The 19,294-nt window shown below is 39.7% G+C and carries 19 protein-coding genes; 11 read left to right on the top strand and 8 right to left on the bottom strand.

The features are described from left to right. Positions 1-211: 211 nt before the first annotated feature. The 4 genes from NBG71_RS04745 to NBG71_RS04730 form a co-directional block, all read right to left on the bottom strand. Positions 212-1,036, bottom strand: coding sequence for a hypothetical protein (locus NBG71_RS04745; protein WP_099660350.1), 825 nt, complete (start codon positions 1,034-1,036; stop codon positions 212-214). A 155-nt stretch (positions 1,037-1,191) separates the two neighbouring features. Further along, positions 1,192-2,166: a tRNA 5-methoxyuridine(34)/uridine 5-oxyacetic acid(34) synthase CmoB gene (cmoB, locus tag NBG71_RS04740; RefSeq protein WP_109419830.1), complete on the bottom strand. Its 975-nt coding sequence runs from the start codon at positions 2,164-2,166 to the stop codon at positions 1,192-1,194. Continuing rightward, complete coding sequence (gene cmoA / locus NBG71_RS04735; RefSeq protein WP_075671144.1) at positions 2,166-2,918, bottom strand: carboxy-S-adenosyl-L-methionine synthase CmoA; 753 nt, start codon at positions 2,916-2,918, stop codon at positions 2,166-2,168. The genes cmoB and cmoA overlap by 1 nt, the downstream gene beginning before the upstream one ends. Positions 2,919-3,105: 187 nt before the next feature. Then, positions 3,106-3,504: an MAPEG family protein gene (locus NBG71_RS04730; protein ID WP_075671057.1), complete on the bottom strand. Its 399-nt coding sequence runs from the start codon at positions 3,502-3,504 to the stop codon at positions 3,106-3,108. A 266-nt stretch (positions 3,505-3,770) separates the two neighbouring features. On the opposite strand from NBG71_RS04730, the gene aspS reads away from it, so the two are divergent. From aspS to NBG71_RS04695, 7 genes are all read left to right on the top strand, one after another. Continuing rightward, the gene (gene aspS / locus NBG71_RS04725; protein WP_075671059.1) at positions 3,771-5,555 is read left to right on the top strand and encodes an aspartate--tRNA ligase; all 1,785 of its coding nucleotides are present in this window, start codon (positions 3,771-3,773) and stop codon (positions 5,553-5,555) included. A 3-nt stretch (positions 5,556-5,558) separates the two neighbouring features. Then, the gene (gene nudB, locus NBG71_RS04720) at positions 5,559-5,993 is read left to right on the top strand and encodes a dihydroneopterin triphosphate diphosphatase (protein ID WP_075671061.1); all 435 of its coding nucleotides are present in this window, start codon (positions 5,559-5,561) and stop codon (positions 5,991-5,993) included. A gap of 27 nt (positions 5,994-6,020) precedes the next feature. Continuing rightward, on the top strand, positions 6,021-6,776 hold the full coding sequence (locus tag NBG71_RS04715; RefSeq protein WP_023582074.1) for a YebC/PmpR family DNA-binding transcriptional regulator: 756 nt from the start codon (positions 6,021-6,023) through the stop codon (positions 6,774-6,776). A 124-nt stretch (positions 6,777-6,900) separates the two neighbouring features. Continuing rightward, complete coding sequence (gene ruvC, locus NBG71_RS04710; protein WP_006536599.1) at positions 6,901-7,422, top strand: crossover junction endodeoxyribonuclease RuvC; 522 nt, start codon at positions 6,901-6,903, stop codon at positions 7,420-7,422. Positions 7,423-7,525: 103 nt separating this feature from the next. After that, positions 7,526-8,146, top strand: coding sequence for a Holliday junction branch migration protein RuvA (gene ruvA / locus NBG71_RS04705; protein WP_075671063.1), 621 nt, complete (start codon positions 7,526-7,528; stop codon positions 8,144-8,146). A 12-nt stretch (positions 8,147-8,158) separates the two neighbouring features. Then, positions 8,159-9,169: a Holliday junction branch migration DNA helicase RuvB gene (gene ruvB / locus NBG71_RS04700; RefSeq protein WP_075671065.1), complete on the top strand. Its 1,011-nt coding sequence runs from the start codon at positions 8,159-8,161 to the stop codon at positions 9,167-9,169. 34 nt (positions 9,170-9,203) lie between these two features. Then, the gene (locus NBG71_RS04695) at positions 9,204-9,680 is read left to right on the top strand and encodes a macro domain-containing protein (protein WP_250916584.1); all 477 of its coding nucleotides are present in this window, start codon (positions 9,204-9,206) and stop codon (positions 9,678-9,680) included. Positions 9,681-9,778: 98 nt separating this feature from the next. Here NBG71_RS04695 and znuB read toward each other — a convergent pair whose 3' ends face one another. Both znuB and znuC read right to left on the bottom strand, forming a co-directional pair. Then, complete coding sequence (gene znuB, locus NBG71_RS04690; protein ID WP_075671069.1) at positions 9,779-10,564, bottom strand: zinc ABC transporter permease subunit ZnuB; 786 nt, start codon at positions 10,562-10,564, stop codon at positions 9,779-9,781. Continuing rightward, entirely contained in the window at positions 10,557-11,282 is a 726-nt protein-coding gene (gene znuC / locus NBG71_RS04685) for a zinc ABC transporter ATP-binding protein ZnuC (protein ID WP_075671071.1), read from the bottom strand. The genes znuB and znuC overlap by 8 nt, the downstream gene beginning before the upstream one ends. Before the next feature lie 74 nt (positions 11,283-11,356). On the opposite strand from znuC, the gene znuA reads away from it, so the two are divergent. The 3 genes from znuA (at position 11,357) to lpxM (ending at position 14,719) form a co-directional block, all read left to right on the top strand. Further along, the gene (znuA, locus tag NBG71_RS04680) at positions 11,357-12,301 is read left to right on the top strand and encodes a zinc ABC transporter substrate-binding protein ZnuA (RefSeq protein ID WP_075671073.1); all 945 of its coding nucleotides are present in this window, start codon (positions 11,357-11,359) and stop codon (positions 12,299-12,301) included. Positions 12,302-12,313: 12 nt separating this feature from the next. Beyond that, entirely contained in the window at positions 12,314-13,639 is a 1,326-nt protein-coding gene (mepM, locus tag NBG71_RS04675; protein WP_099660353.1) for a murein DD-endopeptidase MepM, read from the top strand. A gap of 105 nt (positions 13,640-13,744) precedes the next feature. Then, positions 13,745-14,719: a lauroyl-Kdo(2)-lipid IV(A) myristoyltransferase gene (gene lpxM / locus NBG71_RS04670; RefSeq protein WP_250916583.1), complete on the top strand. Its 975-nt coding sequence runs from the start codon at positions 13,745-13,747 to the stop codon at positions 14,717-14,719. Between the two features lie 82 nt (positions 14,720-14,801). Here lpxM and pyk read toward each other — a convergent pair whose 3' ends face one another. Both pyk and NBG71_RS04660 read right to left on the bottom strand, forming a co-directional pair. After that, complete coding sequence (gene pyk, locus NBG71_RS04665; RefSeq protein ID WP_075671079.1) at positions 14,802-16,244, bottom strand: pyruvate kinase; 1,443 nt, start codon at positions 16,242-16,244, stop codon at positions 14,802-14,804. A gap of 231 nt (positions 16,245-16,475) precedes the next feature. Further along, the gene (locus NBG71_RS04660; RefSeq protein WP_075671081.1) at positions 16,476-17,318 is read right to left on the bottom strand and encodes a MurR/RpiR family transcriptional regulator; all 843 of its coding nucleotides are present in this window, start codon (positions 17,316-17,318) and stop codon (positions 16,476-16,478) included. A 351-nt stretch (positions 17,319-17,669) separates the two neighbouring features. Between NBG71_RS04660 and zwf the strand changes: the two genes are divergently transcribed. Then, on the top strand, positions 17,670-19,145 hold the full coding sequence (gene zwf, locus NBG71_RS04655) for a glucose-6-phosphate dehydrogenase (RefSeq protein ID WP_075671083.1): 1,476 nt from the start codon (positions 17,670-17,672) through the stop codon (positions 19,143-19,145). The last annotated feature ends 149 nt before the right edge of the window (positions 19,146-19,294 follow it).

Here is a 19,294-nt window from a genome sequence, read left to right as displayed (position 1 = left end):
AAAATAGGTGGCAGACAGCCGTGATCTTTTTTAGATGCGACGAAATAAATTATTGTCTGCCAGTAACAGAAAATAAATACCCAAAAGGTATTTGAAAAAATTTTCTGGCAGAATTTAATTCATCGTAGGGAAGTGCCTTCTTAAAAAGAAAATAGGATAGGGAATGTAACTCGCTAATTATAGCGATAAACATGTCCAGGTCAATAGGTGATTAACGTCGTGATCTGCGTGTTGTTTTTTCTCTGCTATAACTAAATTTAATTTTTTTATAAAGAGGTGAAAACATTGTAATTGTCAGAAAAATAAAAGGAATAGTATATAAAAGTGTTCCTAACGCCATACCAACATGAGGTGCATTAAAATATTCACTATGTGAGGTAATTAAATTTAAGTAATTTACTTTGTCTAAATATTCAGGTGTTAATCCACCATAAGGAACAATAAAGCGAATTATTGCAATTAAGAAGATGCAGAATAGAAAATTGAGTGTCATATATGCGGAATTAAGAATATTTTTATTCCAGTCCTCTCTACTTTTTGCTTGATAGCTACCAATAAGGCGATTAGCGATAATAACCGCGTAGAGCCAAAGTACAATGTTTTCATCGCCCATAACAAAACTATTAATCATAAAGGCGAATACGCTATAAACAGGAATAAGAACAAAAATAAGTTTAGTTCGTGCTAATACAGCCATAAACAAACCTGAATGAACAAGAATAAACTCAAAGATAAAAATAACGCTTAAATTATAAATGGTTTGAACGCTAAATAACGCGGGATAACACCATGCGGTAATAATAAAAGCGATATAAAAAAATTGAGTAAAATAATCAAACCAAGAGAATAATACACTGATTTTACGCTGTAATGGCGTAAGTATAATAGATGACTCATTTTCCAAAAAATTTTGATTAGAAAAAAAGAGTTCTCGTTTTTCATTTTCTTTTCGGTACTCATTAAGAGCCAGAGATTGCTGTTTTTGTTGTGCGATCCTTTTTTGTTTAGCTTGTTTATTTTCTTTATATTTCGCCATAATGTTCTTTTATAGAGTCAATTTTATCGCTATAAATACGATTTAAGTTAGAATAAATGATTTTAAAACATTTAGATTGATATAGAAAAAAGGATATCTCTATAAGATACCCTTTTTATAATGATTATCTGTAACACACTTAAAATAAATAAATCTTAGGGTTTAGTTGCAATTAATATCGCACGTTTAGGTGCGGGATAGCCTTCAACTGTTTTTGTTTTATCATCAGCATCTAAGAATGCGTCTAATGAATCCGTTACCATCCAATCTGTTTTGCGTTGTTCATCAAGAGAGGTTGTGTTTTCATCGACAATGCGCACATCTTTAAAGCCACATTTTTCTAGCCAAACTTTTAGCATTTTTGCAGATGGAATAAAGTACACATTACGCATTTGCGCATAACGTTCACCTGGGATCAGGCATTGAAATTCATCACCATCGACAACAAGGCTTTCTAATACTAATTCGCCACCAGAAACTAATTGGTTTTTTAATTGCCATAAATGATCGAGAGGTGAGCGGCGATGATAAAGTACACCCATAGAGAATACGGTATCGAAGGCATTTAATTCAGGCATTTGCTCAATACCAACAGGAATTAAATGTGCGCGTTGGTCATTACCTAATAATTTTCTGACTGCTTCAAATTGACATAAAAATAGTTGAGTAGGGTCGATCCCGACAACAAATTCTGCACCTTCACCTAACATCCGCCACATGTGATAACCACTGCCACAACCAACATCTAAGACTAAACGGCCTTCAAGTGGTGAAAGATGAGGTAAAACACGATCCCATTTCCAATCTGAGCGCCATTCTGTATCGATATCAACACCATAAAGTGAAAATGGACCTTTACGCCACGGCATTAAATTTTTTAAAACATTACTTAATCCCAGTTGCTCGCCTGCGCTTAACGCCGGTGTATGCTGAGCAATTACGCCATTTTTCAAATCAATCTCAGTAGGGGTAATCTCAGGTAAACCATCGAGCATTCTTTCCCATGAGGAAAAGTGACCGTGTAACGCATTTGAGCGCCATTCTGATAATTGAGCAGGTAATGTATCTAACCAATGAAATAAGCGCTCATCTTGCGCAATAAGTTGATAAAACGAGCCAAAATTAATCATTAATTATTGCCTTTAATCGCTAAAAGAGAGCCGAAATTAAAACATTGGAACCAAACTTCCGCATGAGGGAAACCCGCATTATGTAAGCGAGTTTTATGTGTTTCAACAGAATCGGTCAGCATGACATTTTCTAACATGCTGCGTTTCTGACTAATTTCTAATTCGCTATAACCGTTAGCACGTTTGAAATCATGGTGCATATTAAACAATAACTCACCAATTTCTTTATCTTCAAAACTGAATTTTTCAGAAAGTACTAACACTCCGCCGGGATTAAGACCTTGGTAAATTCGGTTTAATAATATTTGACGATCGTTTGGCGCTAAGAATTGCAACGTGAAGTTCAGCACGACCATTGAGGCGTTGTTGATCTCGATATCAAGAATATCACCTTCAATAATATCAACGGGTGTATCTGCTTTATAGGCATCAATATGGCGCTGACAGCGTTCTACCATTGCAGGTGAATTATCAACACCAATAATTTTGCAACCAGCAACATCAATATTACGACGCATGGAAAGGGTTGCTGCACCTAAAGAACAGCCTAAATCATAGACTTGGCTATTGGGTGTAACGAAGCGACCTGCAAGCATACCAATCATGGAAATAATATTAGAGTAGCCTGGTACTGAGCGTTTTATCATATCAGGAAACACTTCAGCGACTTTTTCATCAAAGCGCCAGTCACCAAGATTAGCGATAGGTGTCGCAAATAAGCTGTCTTGTTGTGATGATTTTGAATTCGACATAACTAAAATAGGTTTAAGGAATAAAAGAAGCAAGCATTCTACCAGAAGCGACGGTGCTCACAAAGTTGCATTATTTAGAAAGAAATTGGAATAAATGAATAAACCTTTTTGATACCTTGCCGTTATTAGACACAACAGCAAGGATGTCGGTTTTGATCATGGATGATCATGTTATTCCCGCGAGGACTTAGTAATAAAAGGAAAAGATTTGTATCCAAGGAAGGAAATAAATATTAGCAATGACCATCAATGCCATTGATAAGTAAGTGGCTGCCATGCCTGAACGACGCCAGCGAAGTTCACGGTGTTTTAATCCATAAGAGTGTAAAAAACGACCTACGATTAAAATTGAGCCACAGATGTGTACCATCCAAACAAAAGCACCATTCATTTCCATGACCAGTAATAAGATCATGGAAATTGGAATATATTCTACCGCATTGCCGTGAACACGGATGGCAGTTTGTAATTCATAAAAGCCACCATCACCATAAGCAACCCGATATTGTGTTCTGAGTTTTACGACATTGAGGGACAATTTAATCAATAATAGTGCGCCCAGTACGATATAAAGCGAGCTAACCATCTTTTCTCCATTGTCAAAGCCAAAAAACGGCGAATTTAATGATAAACCTCAAAGCGACTTCTGTCGCTATAAATAATTATTATTAATTAATTGTTTGGGGATTAGCAAATCCTTGAAAAGATGTATCATATAAACTAGGTCTATACTCTTATCGCCGGGAAGAATTTTCGTTATAATGTCTGCCTTTTTTTTGACACTACTCGAAAAAGACTATTGCCAAAATTTCCGCAGCAGAAAGCACAACAAGCTGAGTAAAAGGATATTGTATGCGTACTAATTATTGTGGGCAGTTGAATAGCGCCCATGTGGGCCAAAAAGTGACTCTTTGTGGTTGGGTTAACCGTCGCCGTGACTTAGGTGGGCTTATCTTTATTGATATGCGAGATCGCGAAGGTATTGTTCAAGTCTTCTTTGACCCAGAGCAGAAAGAGGCATTTTCTCAGGCTTCAGAACTGCGTAATGAATTTTGTATTCAAGTCACAGGAACAGTACGCGCTCGTCCTGATAGCCAAGTTAATAAAAATATGGCAACAGGTGAAATTGAGTTAGCGGCAGAATCTCTGTCTATTTTTAACCGTTCAGAGCCATTACCGTTAGATAGCAATCAAACAAATACTGAAGAGCGTCGTTTAACTTATCGTTATTTAGACCTGCGTCGCCCTGAAATGTCAGATCGCTTAAAAACCCGTGCTAAAATCACAAGCTTTGTTCGCCGTTTTATGGATGGTGAAGGTTTCCTTGATGTTGAAACCCCAATGCTGACAAAAGCGACACCAGAAGGTGCGCGTGACTATTTAGTTCCAAGCCGTGTACATAAAGGTAAATTCTACGCATTACCACAATCACCACAGCTTTTTAAACAGCTACTGATGATGTCCGGTTTTGATCGTTACTATCAAATCGTAAAATGCTTCCGTGATGAAGACTTACGTGCTGACCGTCAGCCTGAATTTACACAAATCGATGTTGAAACCTCTTTCATGAGTGCAGACCAAGTGCGCGAAGTGATGGAGCGTATGATCCATGCATTATGGTTAGATATTCTGAATGTCGATTTAGGTGCGTTCCCAGTAATGACTTTTGCTGAAGCAATGCGTCGTTATGGTTCAGACAAACCAGATTTACGTAACCCAATGGAACTTAAAGACATCGCTGATTTAGTCAAAGATGTTGAATTCAGTGTATTTGCACAAGCGGCAAATGATGAAAGATGCCGTGTTATCGCATTGCGTGTACCGGGTGGTGCATCATTAACCCGTAAAAATATCGACGAATATACACAGTTTGTTAGCATTTACGGTGCTAAAGGCCTTGCGTGGATGAAAGTCAACGAAAGCGCGAAAGGCATTGAAGGTGTACAAAGCCCAATCGCTAAATTCCTGACTAACGATGTTGTTAATTCAATTTTAGAAACAACAGGCGCAACAGACGGCGATTTGATTTTCTTTGGTGCAGGTCGTAAAGGAACAATGAGTGATGCGATGGGTGCTCTGCGCCTGAAAGTGGGTCGTGATCTTGAGTTGACCGATTTAAATGCATGGAAACCATTGTGGGTTATCGACTTCCCAATGTTTGAAGAAGATGAAGAAACAGGTAGCTTAAGTGCGATGCACCATCCATTTACTTCTCCAAAAGACTTATCACCAGCTGAATTGACTGCTCACCCAGTAGGTGCTGTGGCAAATGCTTATGATATGGTTATTAATGGTTATGAAGTGGGTGGCGGTTCAGTGCGTATTCACCGTAATGAAATGCAACAAGCAGTATTTAGCATTTTAGGTATTGCACCGAATGAGCAACAAGAGAAATTTGGTTTCTTATTAGATGCGCTTAAATTTGGTACTCCACCACATGCTGGTTTAGCATTTGGTTTAGACCGTTTAGTGATGTTGTTAACGAGTACCGATAACATTCGCGATGTTATTGCTTTCCCTAAAACAACTGCCGCTGCGTGTTTAATGACTAATGCACCAAGCTTTGCTAATGAAGACTCTTTAAAAGAGTTAGCGATTGCAGTAACTCAAAAAGAAGTTAGCGAAGATAAAGAGTAAATGATGAAATATAAGCGCCCGATATCCGTTTTAGTTGTTATTTATGCAAAAGAGACCAAACGGGTGCTTATGCTAAAGCGTCGAGATGATCCTGATTTCTGGCAATCTGTGACTGGCAGTTTAGAAGCGGAAGAAACGCCTTTTCAAACGGCGTTGCGCGAAGTGCAAGAAGAAGTTGGAATTGATATCATAAAAGAAAATCTTGAGCTGGTGGATTGCCATCGCTCAATTATTTTTGAGATTTTTGCACATTTTCGGCATCGTTATGCACCAGATGTTACACATTGTCAGGAACATTGGTTTACATTAGCACTACCCGCAGAGCGAGATATTGTGCTAACTGAGCATTCACAATACCAATGGCTAGACGCGCCACTGGCGGCAAAATTAACAAAATCCGCCAGTAATCAGCAAGCAATTGAAGAATTTGTTATTTAATGATTAGACCACGTTTGGAGATATTTCATGGCAGGTCATAGTAAATGGGCCAATACAAAACACCGTAAAGCAGCGCAAGATGCGAAACGCGGTAAAATTTTCACTAAAATCATCCGTGAATTAGTTACAGCAGCACGTTTAGGTGGTGGTGATCCTGCAACTAACCCGCGCTTACGTGCGGCAGTTGATAAAGCATTATCGAACAACATGACTCGTGACACCTTAAACCGTGCAATTGCACGTGGTGTGGGTAATGATGAGAACGATAATATGGAAACCATCATTTATGAAGGCTATGGCCCAGCAGGTACTGCTGTGATGGTTGAATGCTTAAGTGATAATCGTAACCGTACTGTTTCCGATGTTCGCCATGCATTTACCAAAACAGGTGGTAACTTAGGAACAGATGGTTCTGTATCTTATCTGTTTACCAAAAAAGGTGTTATTTCATACGCACCAGGTGTTGATGAAGATGCTGTTATGGAAGCTGCGTTAGAAGCCGGTGCTGACGACGTTGAAACTTTTGATGATGGCGCTATTGATGTTTACACCACACCAGAATCTTTTGGTGAAGTAAAAGATGCGATGGATGCAGCAGGTTTTGTTGCTGAATCAGCGGAAGTTTCAATGATCCCATCGACTAAAGCAGAGTTAGATATTGAAACTGCACCAAAATTAATGCGTCTTATCGATATGTTAGAAGACAGTGATGACGTGCAAGAAGTGTATCACAACGGTGATATCTCAGATGAAGTTGCAAAACAACTGGAAGATATCCTGTAATCGTTCTAGCGATTATCGAAAATAACGGTGTTTAAGGCTGTTATTAAAAGTGCGAAGAGAAGAGCAGAGCAGATTTTTTTGCTCTTTTCTCTCGCCATCGACCATATCGGCAACAGGAATTGATATGGCTATCATTCTAGGTATAGACCCCGGTTCGCGTGTTACAGGCTACGGCGTAATTCGACAGCAAGGGCGACAACTTATCTATTTGGGAAGCGGTTGTATTCGCACACAAGTTCCCGACCTTCCAAATCGACTTAAACGTATTTATGCAGGTGTTAGCGAAATCATTACTCAGTTTTCGCCAGATGTGTTTGCGGTTGAGCAAGTGTTTATGGCTAAAAATGCTGATTCTGCTCTCAAGCTTGGGCAAGCGCGTGGTGTAGCAATACTTGCGGCAGTTAATAACGATCTACCCGTTTTTGAATATGCGGCTCGCCAAGTTAAACAGACCGTAGTGGGTACTGGTGCGGCTGAAAAAAGCCAAGTGCAACATATGGTGCGTTCAATATTAAAATTATCCGCCGCACCACAATCAGATGCTGCCGATGCACTAGCGATTGCGATTACACATTGTCACTTTAACCAAAATTTATTACGTGTAGGTGATCCGCGTCTGGTTTTAACGCGAGGTCGGTTAAGATAAGTTGTTATCTTGGTAAATGTCTTTGGTTTTTCACAAGCTGGATATACGTCCAGCTTTTTTTATGTTATAAACTTGGCGTAATTATTTTTGCGGAGGCATTAGTGTGATAGGTCGTATCAGAGGAATTATTCTTGAAAAACAGCCACCAGTGGTGCTGATCGAGGCAGGTAATGGTGTAGGTTATGAAATCAATATGCCAATGACCTGTTTTTATGAATTGCCTGATATTGGCCAAGAAGCCATTATCTACACGCAATTTATCGTACGCGAAGATGCTCAATTACTTTATGGTTTTAACCAAAAACAAGAGCGCGCACTCTTTCGTGAATTGATTAAAGTAAATGGTGTGGGGCCTAAACTCGCTTTAGCCATTCTATCTGGCATGTCTGCTCGCCAATTCGTGACTGCTATTGAAAATGAATCTATCACTTCATTAGTGAAATTACCGGGTGTAGGTAAAAAAACCGCTGAGCGTTTAGTGGTTGAAATGAAAGATCGTTTTAAAGGTCTTAATGGTGATTTATTCGAAAATAGTGATATCGAGCTACCAGAAAGCACTTCACCTAAAGCGCCAAAAGCGGCTGATATTGAAGCTGAAGCCTCTGCTGCATTAATCGCATTAGGCTATAAACCACAAGAAGCTGCAAAAATGATCAGCAAAGTGGCAAAACTGGGTACAGATAGCGAAACACTTATTAAAGAAGCGTTGCGCGCGGCTATTTAGGAGTAACACATTGTGATTGAAGCAGATCGCCTGATTTCAGCAGAAATTCAACAACCTGAAGAAGAAATTATTGATAGGGCTATCCGCCCTAAATCTCTTGCCGAATATGTTGGGCAACCGCAAGTTCGAGAACAAATGGAGATTTTTATTCAGGCGGCTAAATTGCGTCATGATGCACTCGACCATTTGCTTATTTTTGGACCTCCCGGATTAGGTAAAACCACATTAGCAAATATCATTGCTAATGAAATGGGCGTTAATTTACGTACGACATCAGGCCCAGTGCTTGAAAAAGCGGGTGATTTAGCGGCTATGCTAACTAACCTTGAACCTCATGACGTGCTGTTTATTGATGAAATCCATCGTCTTTCACCCGTTGTTGAAGAGATCCTTTACCCAGCAATGGAAGATTATCAACTCGATATCATGATTGGTGAAGGACCAGCGGCTCGTTCAATTAAAATCGACCTACCTCCATTTACCTTAGTGGGTGCAACCACCCGAGCGGGCTCTTTAACATCTCCATTGCGTGATCGTTTTGGTATTGTTCAACGCCTTGAGTTTTATAATGTTGACGATCTCCAGCACATTGTTTCTCGTAGTGCCGGTTTTATGGGATTAGAGATGACAGACGAAGGCGCTCGCCAAATTGCTATGCGTTCACGAGGCACTCCGCGTATTACGAATCGATTATTGCGCCGTGTAAGAGACTTTGCCCAAGTAAAAGGTAATGGTGCCATTGATGAAGAGATTGCTTCTAAAGCGCTTGATATGTTGAATGTGGATGCGGCAGGTTTTGACTACTTAGATCGTAAACTTCTTTTTGCCATCATTGATAAATTTATGGGTGGCCCAGTAGGATTAGATAACCTTGCGGCAGCTATTGGTGAAGAGCGAGAAACTATAGAAGACGTATTAGAACCTTATTTAATTCAGCAAGGTTTTATTCAACGTACACCAAGAGGTCGAGTTGCCACTAATCACGCCTATCGTCATTTTAATCGTATTGTAGAAGAGCCTTAATATTTATATCAGTATGAAGCTGAAGGTGATTTAAATGATAGAACTGACTCGAGGCAATCTTTTACATGCAGACACTGAGGCGATTGTAAATGCCGTTAATTGTGTTGGTGTAATGGGGCGTGGTATCGCCTTACAGTTTAAAAAAGCATGGCCTGATAATTTTAAAGCTTATGCTTTAGCGTGCAAAAATAAAGAGCTGACACCCGGTGTAATGTTTATTTATGAGATACAAAAAGCGACTCATCCTCGTTTTATTGTCAATTTCCCAACAAAACGACACTGGCGAAATGCAAGTTGTATTGAAGATATTGAAGCTGGATTAATTACACTGGTTGATGAAATTAAACAGCGTAATATTAAATCTATTGCTATCCCACCTTTAGGGGCGGGTTTAGGTGGCCTAGAATGGTTTATAGTGTATGAAAAAATTAAAAGCGCAATGGAACCTTTAGCGGATGTTCATGTGTTAATTTATGCTCCCATAGATGAAGCTGAATTAAATAAAAAATAGAAAAATTAATTTTCAGATATTCAATTATAAAAGATAAAAACAAACCCCAAGAACACTGCGTTGTTGAGGTTTTATTTTATCTAATGGGTGGGAAATAATTACTGTTTAGTGGGTGCAAATAAACTCAAGATAAATAGGCAACTTGCGGCTAAAACAACAGAAGGGCCAGCAGGGGTGTCATAGAAAGCAGAGAAGGTTAAACCGCCCGTAATTGCCAACATACCAACAGCGATTGCAATCAGAGCCATTTGTTCAGGAGAACGAGCAAAACGACGTGCTGTTGCCGCTGGGATGATTAGTAAAGAAGTAATGATCAGCGCACCTACAAATTTCATGGCTAAACCAATGGTTAACGCGGTGATCATCATTAACTTTAAGCGTTCTCGCTGAATATTTACACCATCAACAAATGCCATATCTTGATTGATTGTCATGGAGAGCAGGGGGCGCCATGAGCGAATAATGACAAATAAAACAATCACAACACCAATAAAAATACTGATAACGTCTTGATAGTTTACTGACAGCAAATCACCAAACAGATAAGCCATCAAATCAACACGCACATTCGACATTAAACTGACGACCACAAGCCCTAAAGAAAGTGCACTGTGTGCCATGATCCCTAAAAGTGTATCGACAGAGAGTTGAGGTTTTAATTCTAACCAAACCAATAGAATAGCGAGAAGAAGGGTGACTGCAATAACAGCGTAAAAAGGCTCGATATTAAACAGCAAACCAAATGCAACACCAAGTAGTGAAGCGTGCGCTAAGGTATCACCAAAATAAGACATACGACGCCAAACGACAAAAGAGCCCAAAGGGCCCGCCGCCATGGCTAAGAGCATACCGGCAATCCAACCCGGTAACAGCAACTCAATCATGACGACACTCCTTACTATGTTGGTGATGATGACGATAAATACCAAGTTGTTCAGCACCACGACTTCCAAACATGGCAATAAATTCAGGATGTGAAGAAACAACATCAGGTGTGCCTGAACAGCAAATATGGCCATTTAAGCAGAGGACTTCGTCTGTTTTTGCCATCACAAGATGAAGATCATGAGAAACCATTAAGATGGCACAACCTAGTTCGTGACGAAGTTGATTGATCAAATCATAAAGTGCTAATTGACCGTTAACATCAACACCTTGAGTGGGTTCGTCTAAAACTAAAAGTTGGGGTTGATTAAGCAACGCTCTTGCTAACAAGACTCGTTGAGACTCACCACCAGAAAGTTTCTGCATAGGCTGATCGATTAATTTCGACGCATTAACTCGTTCTAAAGCAGGGAGAATATCTTTATCATGAACACCTGGTTTTAGTGTCATAAACCGTTTAACGGTGAGTGGCATTGTAGGATCGAGATAAAGTTTTTGTGGCACATAGCCCACACGTAGGGCATTTTGACGCTCAATTTTTCCTGAGGTTGGATTTAATAAACCAAGAACTAAACGGATAACCGTAGATTTACCGGCACCATTAGGGCCAAGTAAAGTAAGAATACGGCCTGCTTTTAGATCAAAAGAGATATCTTTTAAAATTTCTCTTTCACCAAAAGAAACACAAACCGATTTTAAACAAATCAAGTCAGACATAAAATTAGCACTTGCAGAATCATTGAAACGTTATAATATAACATTTCCAATGATGATTCACGAGAATTCTTCCTATGTTACATAAAAACAACAAATTTGCGCACCGTTTTTTATTGAAATCATTTTTAGCGACAGCGATGATAAGCTCATTCAGTGCTTCAGTGCAGGCTGATGTCGTCGTTTCCATTAGACCATTAGGATTTATTGCTGCTGCTATCGCTGATGGAGTAACACCAACGGACGTTTTATTACCAGATGGGGCATCTCCACACGATTATGCATTAAAACCCTCTGATTTGAAAAAAATCACCTCCGCAGACTTGATGGTATGGGTAGGGCCTGATATGGAAGTGTTTTTAGATAAGCCATTAAACAGACTTACTGACAATCATAAGTTGGCTTTAGCGGAAACTGACGAAATAAAGTCGCTTTTATTGAAAGATGATGATGACAATGTGCATAAACATGAGGAAAATCACGAACATCATTCTCACGGTGATTATAATATGCACATCTGGTTATCACCAGAGATTGCGTTGTCGTCTGCAAAACAGATCCACGAAAGGTTAATTGCGCTGTATCCAGATAAAAAAGAACTTCTGGACGTAAACCTAGGTAAATTCAGCGAACAACTCAAGCAAACTGATAAGAATCTTGTTAATATTCTGTCGCCTGTGAGAAATAAGGGTTATTTTGTCTTTCATGATGCTTATGGCTACTTCGAAAAACATTATAATTTAAAGCCGTTAGGTCATTTTACGATCAACCCTGAAATACAGCCGGGTGCGCAGAAATTACATCAAATACGAACACAGTTGGTTGAGCAAAAAGCAACTTGCATTTTTGCTGAGCCACAATTTAGGCCGACAGTAATAGAAACAGTGGCGAAAGGCACTGGGGTTAAAATGGGTGTGTTAGACCCCCTAGGAAGTGGGATTGCTCTGACTCAAGAGAGCTATATAAAATTCCTTACCCAACTAGCTAACCAATATGCGAGCTGCCTGAATGAAACACAATAAGGAATTAAGAACGTGCAGCAGAAGAAATCCATTGCACAGGTATATTTAAGTTTACCACTCCCACATAAGATCATGCTCGGTTCGTTAACTGCAGCAACACTGGCCGTCGCAATTTGGCGGCCAGTGGTTCTTCAAAATGAGCAAACCCGAGAAGTTCCTGTCAGTATCCAAATGCCGCTTGCCAATCAAGGCGAAAACACGGATGACATTATCACTGATAGTAGTGATCAACTTACCGATGAAGGGTTAGTTGGTGCGGAAGATGGCACTGATACAAGCACCGCAGTTGCGCAAGTCCCTCATACTTATATAGTCTCTAGTGGTGATTCATTAAGTTCAATATTGACTCAGTTTGGTATTGATTCTGCTGATATTGCAACTATCTCTAATCAAAATAAAGATCTTAGAAATCTTAAAATTGGGCAATCTATTAGTTGGGAGCTCGATGATAATGGGTTGCTAAAAGAGTTAAGTTGGGGCGTTTCTCGCCGTGAAACTCGTATTTATACCCGTACAGAAACGGGCTTTAAAGAGACAAAAGAGTTTCAAAAAGGTGAGTGGAAAAACAGTGTGACCACCGGTGTTATTCGTGGAAGTTTCTCTGTTAGTGCAACGAATGCAGGTTTAACTAATTCAGAAGCACGTGCCGTGACTAAAGCATTACAATGGCAAGTAGACTTTAAAAAACTACAAAGTGGCGATCAATTTGCAGCACTCTTCTCTCGTGAAGTGCTTGATGGCCGTACAGAACAAAGTGAACTTATTGGTGTACGTTTACGTAGCGCTGGTAAAGACTACTATGCTTTCCTTGCTGAAGATGGTCGCTTTTATGATAGCCAAGCTGGTGGATTAGAACGTGGATTTATGCGATTCCCAACAGTGAAGCAATTTAGAGTTTCTTCTCAATTTAACCCTCGTCGTATTAATCCAGTTACAGGTCGTTTAGCTGCCCATAAAGGTGTCGACTTTGCTATGCCAGTAGGTACACCGGTATTAGCAACAGGAGATGGCGAAGTTATTGTAGCTAAATACAGTGGTGCCGCAGGTAACTTTATTGCTATTCGCCATGGTAGCCAATACACAACACGTTATATGCACTTACGCCAGTTACTTGTAAAACCGGGACAACGTGTTAAGCGTGGAGATAGAATTGCGTTGTCAGGCAATACAGGACGTTCTACTGGGCCTCATTTGCACTATGAGCTGTGGATCAACCAACAAGCAGTCAATCCACTAACAGCCACATTACCTCGTGCTGATGGTTTAACAGGCAAAGATAAACAAGAATATCTTGCTAAAGTAAAAGAGATTAAGCCGCAATTAGTGCTAGCTGATTGACAATAAATATGATTTTAAAGACATAAAAGCGGATGATTGATATCATCCGCTTTTGTTTTAATATTTTTTACGCCTCTTTGGGGGATCAGTTCAGAGAGTTATCTGATGAATAAAGAAAAAGATACAGATAGCAAAGCGGGTTATGTACCCACTTTTCACCGTGCATATTTGCATCCTCGTCATTGGGGAACATGGGTAGGTGCAGGTGTATTAAGTGCATTAGCTTATATGCCAGTAAAATGGCGTGATCCATTTCTTGCTTCTATTGGTCGTTTTGTTGGACGTAAAGCGAAAAGCGCAAGACGTCGTGCAGATATCAACTTGAGATACTGTTTTCCAACATGGAATAAAACACAACGTGAAACAGTTCTTGATAATATGTTTGAAACTGCACCTCAATCCTTTGTGATGCTAGCAGAGCTTTGTTTAAGAGGCCCTGAGCGTATATTAAAGCGCACATCTTGGCAGGGACTAGAAATCATTGAGCGTTTTAAAGAGCAAGGTCGTAATGTCATTTTTATGGTGCCTCATGGGTGGGCGGTTGATATTCCTGCAATGCTGTTAGCATCGACAGGTCAGAAAATGGCTGCGATGTTTCATCATCAAAAAGATCCCGTTGCTGATTACCTATGGAATAAAGCACGTCATCATTTTGATGGTCGATTACATTCACGCGAAGCAGGTATTAAGCCTTTTATTTCTTCTGTGCGACAAGGTTACTGGGGCTATTATCTGCCAGATCAAGATCATGGTGCCGAACATAGTCAATTTGTGGATTTTTTCGGGACTTATAAAGCGACATTACCCGCGATTGGACGGTTAATGAAAGTGTGCCGAGCGGCTATTGTGCCGTTATTCCCTGTGTATTGTTATAAAACACATCAGCTTAGTATTATTGTTCGTGAAGCAATGGATGATATTGAAGATAAAGATGATGCGTACATTGCACGTAGAATGAATGAAGAGTTAGAAGCACTCGTGACACCAACGCCAGAGCAATATACGTGGATCTTAAAATTACTGAAGACACGTAAAGAGGGTGAAATAGAGCCTTACGCTCGTGAGAATATTTTGGACTAGTCCTTGCACAAAAAAGAAGTAAATTAAAAAAACGGGCACTTAACAAAGTGTCCGTTTTGTTATTAAGGTTTAGGATTCTGTATTATTCAACCGTCAGAATACGGCATGTATTGGTGCTACCCACAGTGCCCATTTGGTCACCTTGAGTGACTAACACTAAATCACCAGAAACCAAGAAACCTTTATCACGTAAACGACCAATTGCCTCATTAGCAGCGGCAATACCATCAGTGTGAGTACTGCAATAAACTGGCGTCACGCCACGATAAAGTGCGGTTTGATTCAATGTTTTCTCATGACGAGACATTGAGAAAATCGGTAAACCTGTACTGATACGAGACATCATGCGTGCAGTACGACCGGATTCAGTCATCGCAATAATCGCATTAACGCCTTTCATGTGGTTAGCTGCATACATTGTAGACATCGCAATAGCTTCTTCCACTGTATCAAAAACCATATCTAAACGGTGCTTAGAAACATTGGCGGCTGGCATTTTCTCAGCGCCTAAGCAAACTTGCGCCATTGAAGCGACCGTTTCTGCTGGATATTGTCCTGCTGCGGTTTCTGCTGAAAGCATAACGGCATCAGTGCCATCTAATACGGCGTTAGCAACGTCCATTACTTCAGCACGAGTTGGCATTGGATTTGTTATCATTGACTCCATCATTTGAGTGGCAGTGATAACGACACGATTAAGCTGACGAGCACGACGAATTAATTTTTTCTGTACGCCCACCAGCTCAGGATCACCAATTTCAACGCCTAAATCGCCACGAGCTACCATCACCACATCAGAAGCAAGAATGATTTCATCAATGATTTCATCATTAGCAACCGCTTCAGCACGTTCTACTTTAGAAACGATTTGGCATTCACAGCCTGCATCACGGGCTAAACGGCGAGCAAGGTTAAGATCTTCACCTGTTCTTGGGAATGAAACGGCAAGGTAATCAACACCGATTTTTGCCGCAGTGATAATATCTTGTTTATCTTTTTCTGTTAATGCATCAGCAGAGAGGCCTCCGCCGAGTTTATTAATGCCTTTATTATTAGATAAAGGACCACCAACTGTCACTTCAGTAAAGACTTTTAAACCCTCAACTTTGAGGACTTTTAACTGAACTCGACCATCATCAAGAAGTAAAATATCGCCTGGAACCACGTCGGCAGGTAAGCCTTTATAATCGATACCCACTTGATTTTGGTTGCCTTCGCCTTTTTCAAGCGTTGCATCAAGTAAGAATTTATCACCGACATTCAGGAAAACTTTTCCGTCTTTAAAGGTAGATACACGGATTTTAGGACCTTGTAAATCCCCGAGAATAGCAACATGGCGACCTAATCTTGCGGCGATTTCACGCGTACGATTAGCACGAGCAAGATGATCTTCCGCAGAACCATGAGAGAAATTTAATCGAACAACATTTGCGCCAGCAATAATAATTTTTTCTAAGTTATTATCACGATCTGTTGCTGGGCCTAAGGTGGTAACAATTTTTGTTCTTCTGAGCCGTCTGGACATGTATTACTCCGTTGACCTTGAACGAAAGGTGTTGGCAATTGGATAAAACAGAAATCAGACTGTGTTTTATCCAATGTGTTAAGTGAAACGCTTCAAGCTAATTGTAACATACACTACTGTTTTCATTATATGCGAGAGTTAGCTCGCAGATATGCTACCATTTTTCAAAAACTTATCTAGTCAGGGGCACAATCGTAAGTGTGACAATACTAACAGAATAATTAAAAACGGTTACTTATCAAACCGTGAATCACGTAAAGCTTCTTTGACGCGCTTCAAGTTATCTCTGAATTTTGGTCCTCGACGTAAAATAAATCCGGTAGTAAGAACATCAATAATAGTGAGTTGTGCAAGGCGGGAGATCATCGGCATGTAAATATCAGTATCTTCAGGTACATCAAGTAATATAGGAAGGGTAGCTTCAGAGGCTAAAAGAGAGTTCGGAGTTGTAATGGCAATAACGGCCGCATCGTTTTCTCGTGCGATCTTGGCAATTTCAACTAAATTTTTAGTACGTCCTGTATGAGAAATAATAACCACAACATCACCATCAGTACTATTTATACAACTCATACGTTGCATAACAACATCATCAAAATAAGTGACAGGAATATTAAAACGAGAAAACTTATTCATGGCATCGTGAGCAACGGCTGCTGATGCACCTAAACCAAAAAAAGAGATTTTTTTAGCTTGCGTCAAAATATCAACTGCACGATTGATAGCTGCGATATCAATATTATTTTTAACGTTTTCAAGTCCCGCCATTGCGGATTCAAAAATTTTATTGGTATAAGAAGAGACAGTATCAGAATCATCAATATTACGATTTACATAAGGCGTACCATTGGCAATGCTTTGTGCTAATTGTAATTTAAAATCAGGAAAGCCTTTTGTTGCCATACGTCGGCAAAATCGATTAACAGTGGGTTCACTGACATCAGCCGTTTTAGCCATTAAGGCAATACTTGAATGGATAACAGTTTGTGGCGCAGTTAAAACAGCCTCTGCGACTTTTTTTTCTGATTTACTCAAGATGTCCAGATTAGACTGAACCCTTTCCAATATATTCATTAAATATACAGATCCTTGGCTTTGCCAATTTCAATAAAAGGAGAAATCTATAACGGTTTTATGAAAATATACTACGCAAAGAACAAGGCTTGCAGTGTAAACCATCGGTAAACAGGGCTTTTTTCGTTAAAGTATGACGTGTGTCTAACTTTCAAAGTTGAAAACAAGAAACAAAACTGTAGTAAAGTTACAGGAAAGGATAAAACACTAGGCATAAAATGAAGCATTATAATATGTGTGGTAAGTTAGAGACTAAAATGTGCAAGTGTATTTACTGAATACATCCAAAAGAGTACATTAATACAAAATTCTGTAACAAAATTACAAAATCTCATCATGAGGAGACGTTCTATGGCAGCGATATCGACTGCTCAGGCCTGTGATCTGGTTATCTTCGGTACGAAAGGGGATCTAGCACGCCGTAAGCTCATTCCATCATTATATCAATTGGAAAAAGCTGGATATATTCACCCTGACTCTCGCATTATTGGTGTCGGTCGTGCTGATTGGGATGTTGAGGCATATAAAAATGTCGCTCATGAAGCGTTAAAAACCTTTTTAAAAGAAGAAATTAACCCTGAAGTTTGGCAACGCTTAAGTGATCGCTTAGATTTTTGTAATCTTGATGTTAATGAAACCGACCATTTCATTGAGTTATCAAAGCATCTAAAACAAGATAAATTACCGGCTATCTATTACTTTGCTATGCCTCCAAGCACCTTTAGTGCGATGTGTCAGGGATTAGGGCATGCAAAATTAAATAAAGAGCCTAATCGTGTCGTAATGGAAAAACCATTAGGGACAGATTTGGCGTCTTCAGTTTCTATTAATGATAGTGTGGCGAAATACTTTAAAGAGACTCAAATTTATCGTATTGACCACTATTTAGGTAAAGAAACCGTTTTAAATCTATTAGCACTGCGCTTCGCAAACTCACTATTTGTCAACAATTGGGACAATAAAACGATTGATCATGTCCAAATTACTGTTGCAGAAGAAGTGGGTATTGAAGGGCGTTGGGGATATTTTGATCAAGCTGGTCAAATGCGTGATATGGTGCAGAACCACCTATTACAAATCCTGACTATGATAGCTATGTCACCACCCGCTGATTTAACGGCTGACAGTATTCGTCAAGAAAAAGTGAAAGTCTTACGTTCGTTACGCCGTATTGATAACACCAATATTCGCGAAAAGACGGTTCGTGGACAATATACTGGTGGTTTTGTACAAGGCAAAAAAGTACCTGGTTATCTTGATGAAGAAGGTGCGAATAAAACCAGTAATACAGAAACATTTGTGGCAATCCGGGCTGATATTGACAACTGGCGTTGGGCAGGTGTTCCGTTCTATCTAAGAACAGGTAAACGCCTACCAAGTAAATGTTCAGAAGTTGTGGTTTATTTTAAAAAGCCTGCGCTGAATATCTTCAGTGAGACTTATCAAGAGTTACCACAAAATAAGCTGACTATTCGTTTACAGCCAGATGAAGGTATCGATATCGAGGTACTAAACAAAGCACCGGGGCTTGATCATAAACACCGTTTACAAACAACCAAGCTGGACTTGAGCTTCTCTGAAACATTTAATCAAACGCATCTAGCAGATGCTTACGAACGTTTATTGTTAGAAGCTATGCGTGGCATTCAAGCATTGTTCGTACGTCGAGATGAAGTAGAAGAAGCATGGAAATGGGTAGATTCAATCATTAACGCATGGGAATGCGATAATGAGCTACCTAAACCATATCAAGCAGGTACTTGGGGACCAGTGGCATCTGTTGCAATGATCACCCGTGATGGTCGTTCTTGGAATGAAATTGAATAATCAATAACGCCTTTATTGTTTATTCGACGATTAAGATACCCAGTTTTGCTGGGTATTTTTTTGCCTATAAGCATAGATTCAGTGCTTTAGATGAATAAAACCGCTGAAGGATCGTAAAACTACTGATTAACTATGCAATCTAATTTAAG

This window comes from Proteus sp. FZP2095 (assembly GCF_023701425.1).
Taxonomy (GTDB): domain Bacteria; phylum Pseudomonadota; class Gammaproteobacteria; order Enterobacterales; family Enterobacteriaceae; genus Proteus; species Proteus cibarius.
The sequence above is the reverse complement of the archived record's forward strand: the minus strand, read 5'-3'. Positions and strand labels throughout refer to the sequence as shown.

Excerpts from the sequence above, each read along its gene's own strand:
- nudB (WP_075671061.1), top strand. The coding sequence starts at position 5,559 with ATGAAATATAAGCGCCCGATATCCGTTTTAGTTGTTATTTATGCAAAA.
- znuB (WP_075671069.1), bottom strand. The coding sequence starts at position 10,564 with ATGATTGAGTTGCTGTTACCGGGTTGGATTGCCGGTATGCTCTTAGCC.
- zwf (WP_075671083.1), top strand. The coding sequence starts at position 17,670 with ATGGCAGCGATATCGACTGCTCAGGCCTGTGATCTGGTTATCTTCGGT.
- NBG71_RS04745 (WP_099660350.1), bottom strand. The coding sequence starts at position 1,036 with ATGGCGAAATATAAAGAAAATAAACAAGCTAAACAAAAAAGGATCGCA.
- lpxM (WP_250916583.1), top strand. The coding sequence starts at position 13,745 with ATGAATAAAGAAAAAGATACAGATAGCAAAGCGGGTTATGTACCCACT.
- ruvC (WP_006536599.1), top strand. The coding sequence starts at position 6,901 with ATGGCTATCATTCTAGGTATAGACCCCGGTTCGCGTGTTACAGGCTAC.
- NBG71_RS04730 (WP_075671057.1), bottom strand. The coding sequence starts at position 3,504 with ATGGTTAGCTCGCTTTATATCGTACTGGGCGCACTATTATTGATTAAA.
- NBG71_RS04715 (WP_023582074.1), top strand. The coding sequence starts at position 6,021 with ATGGCAGGTCATAGTAAATGGGCCAATACAAAACACCGTAAAGCAGCG.
- znuA (WP_075671073.1), top strand. The coding sequence starts at position 11,357 with ATGTTACATAAAAACAACAAATTTGCGCACCGTTTTTTATTGAAATCA.
- NBG71_RS04695 (WP_250916584.1), top strand. The coding sequence starts at position 9,204 with ATGATAGAACTGACTCGAGGCAATCTTTTACATGCAGACACTGAGGCG.
- aspS (WP_075671059.1), top strand. The coding sequence starts at position 3,771 with ATGCGTACTAATTATTGTGGGCAGTTGAATAGCGCCCATGTGGGCCAA.
- cmoA (WP_075671144.1), bottom strand. The coding sequence starts at position 2,918 with ATGTCGAATTCAAAATCATCACAACAAGACAGCTTATTTGCGACACCT.
- pyk (WP_075671079.1), bottom strand. The coding sequence starts at position 16,244 with ATGTCCAGACGGCTCAGAAGAACAAAAATTGTTACCACCTTAGGCCCA.
- cmoB (WP_109419830.1), bottom strand. The coding sequence starts at position 2,166 with ATGATTAATTTTGGCTCGTTTTATCAACTTATTGCGCAAGATGAGCGC.
- znuC (WP_075671071.1), bottom strand. The coding sequence starts at position 11,282 with ATGTCTGACTTGATTTGTTTAAAATCGGTTTGTGTTTCTTTTGGTGAA.
- NBG71_RS04660 (WP_075671081.1), bottom strand. The coding sequence starts at position 17,318 with ATGAATATATTGGAAAGGGTTCAGTCTAATCTGGACATCTTGAGTAAA.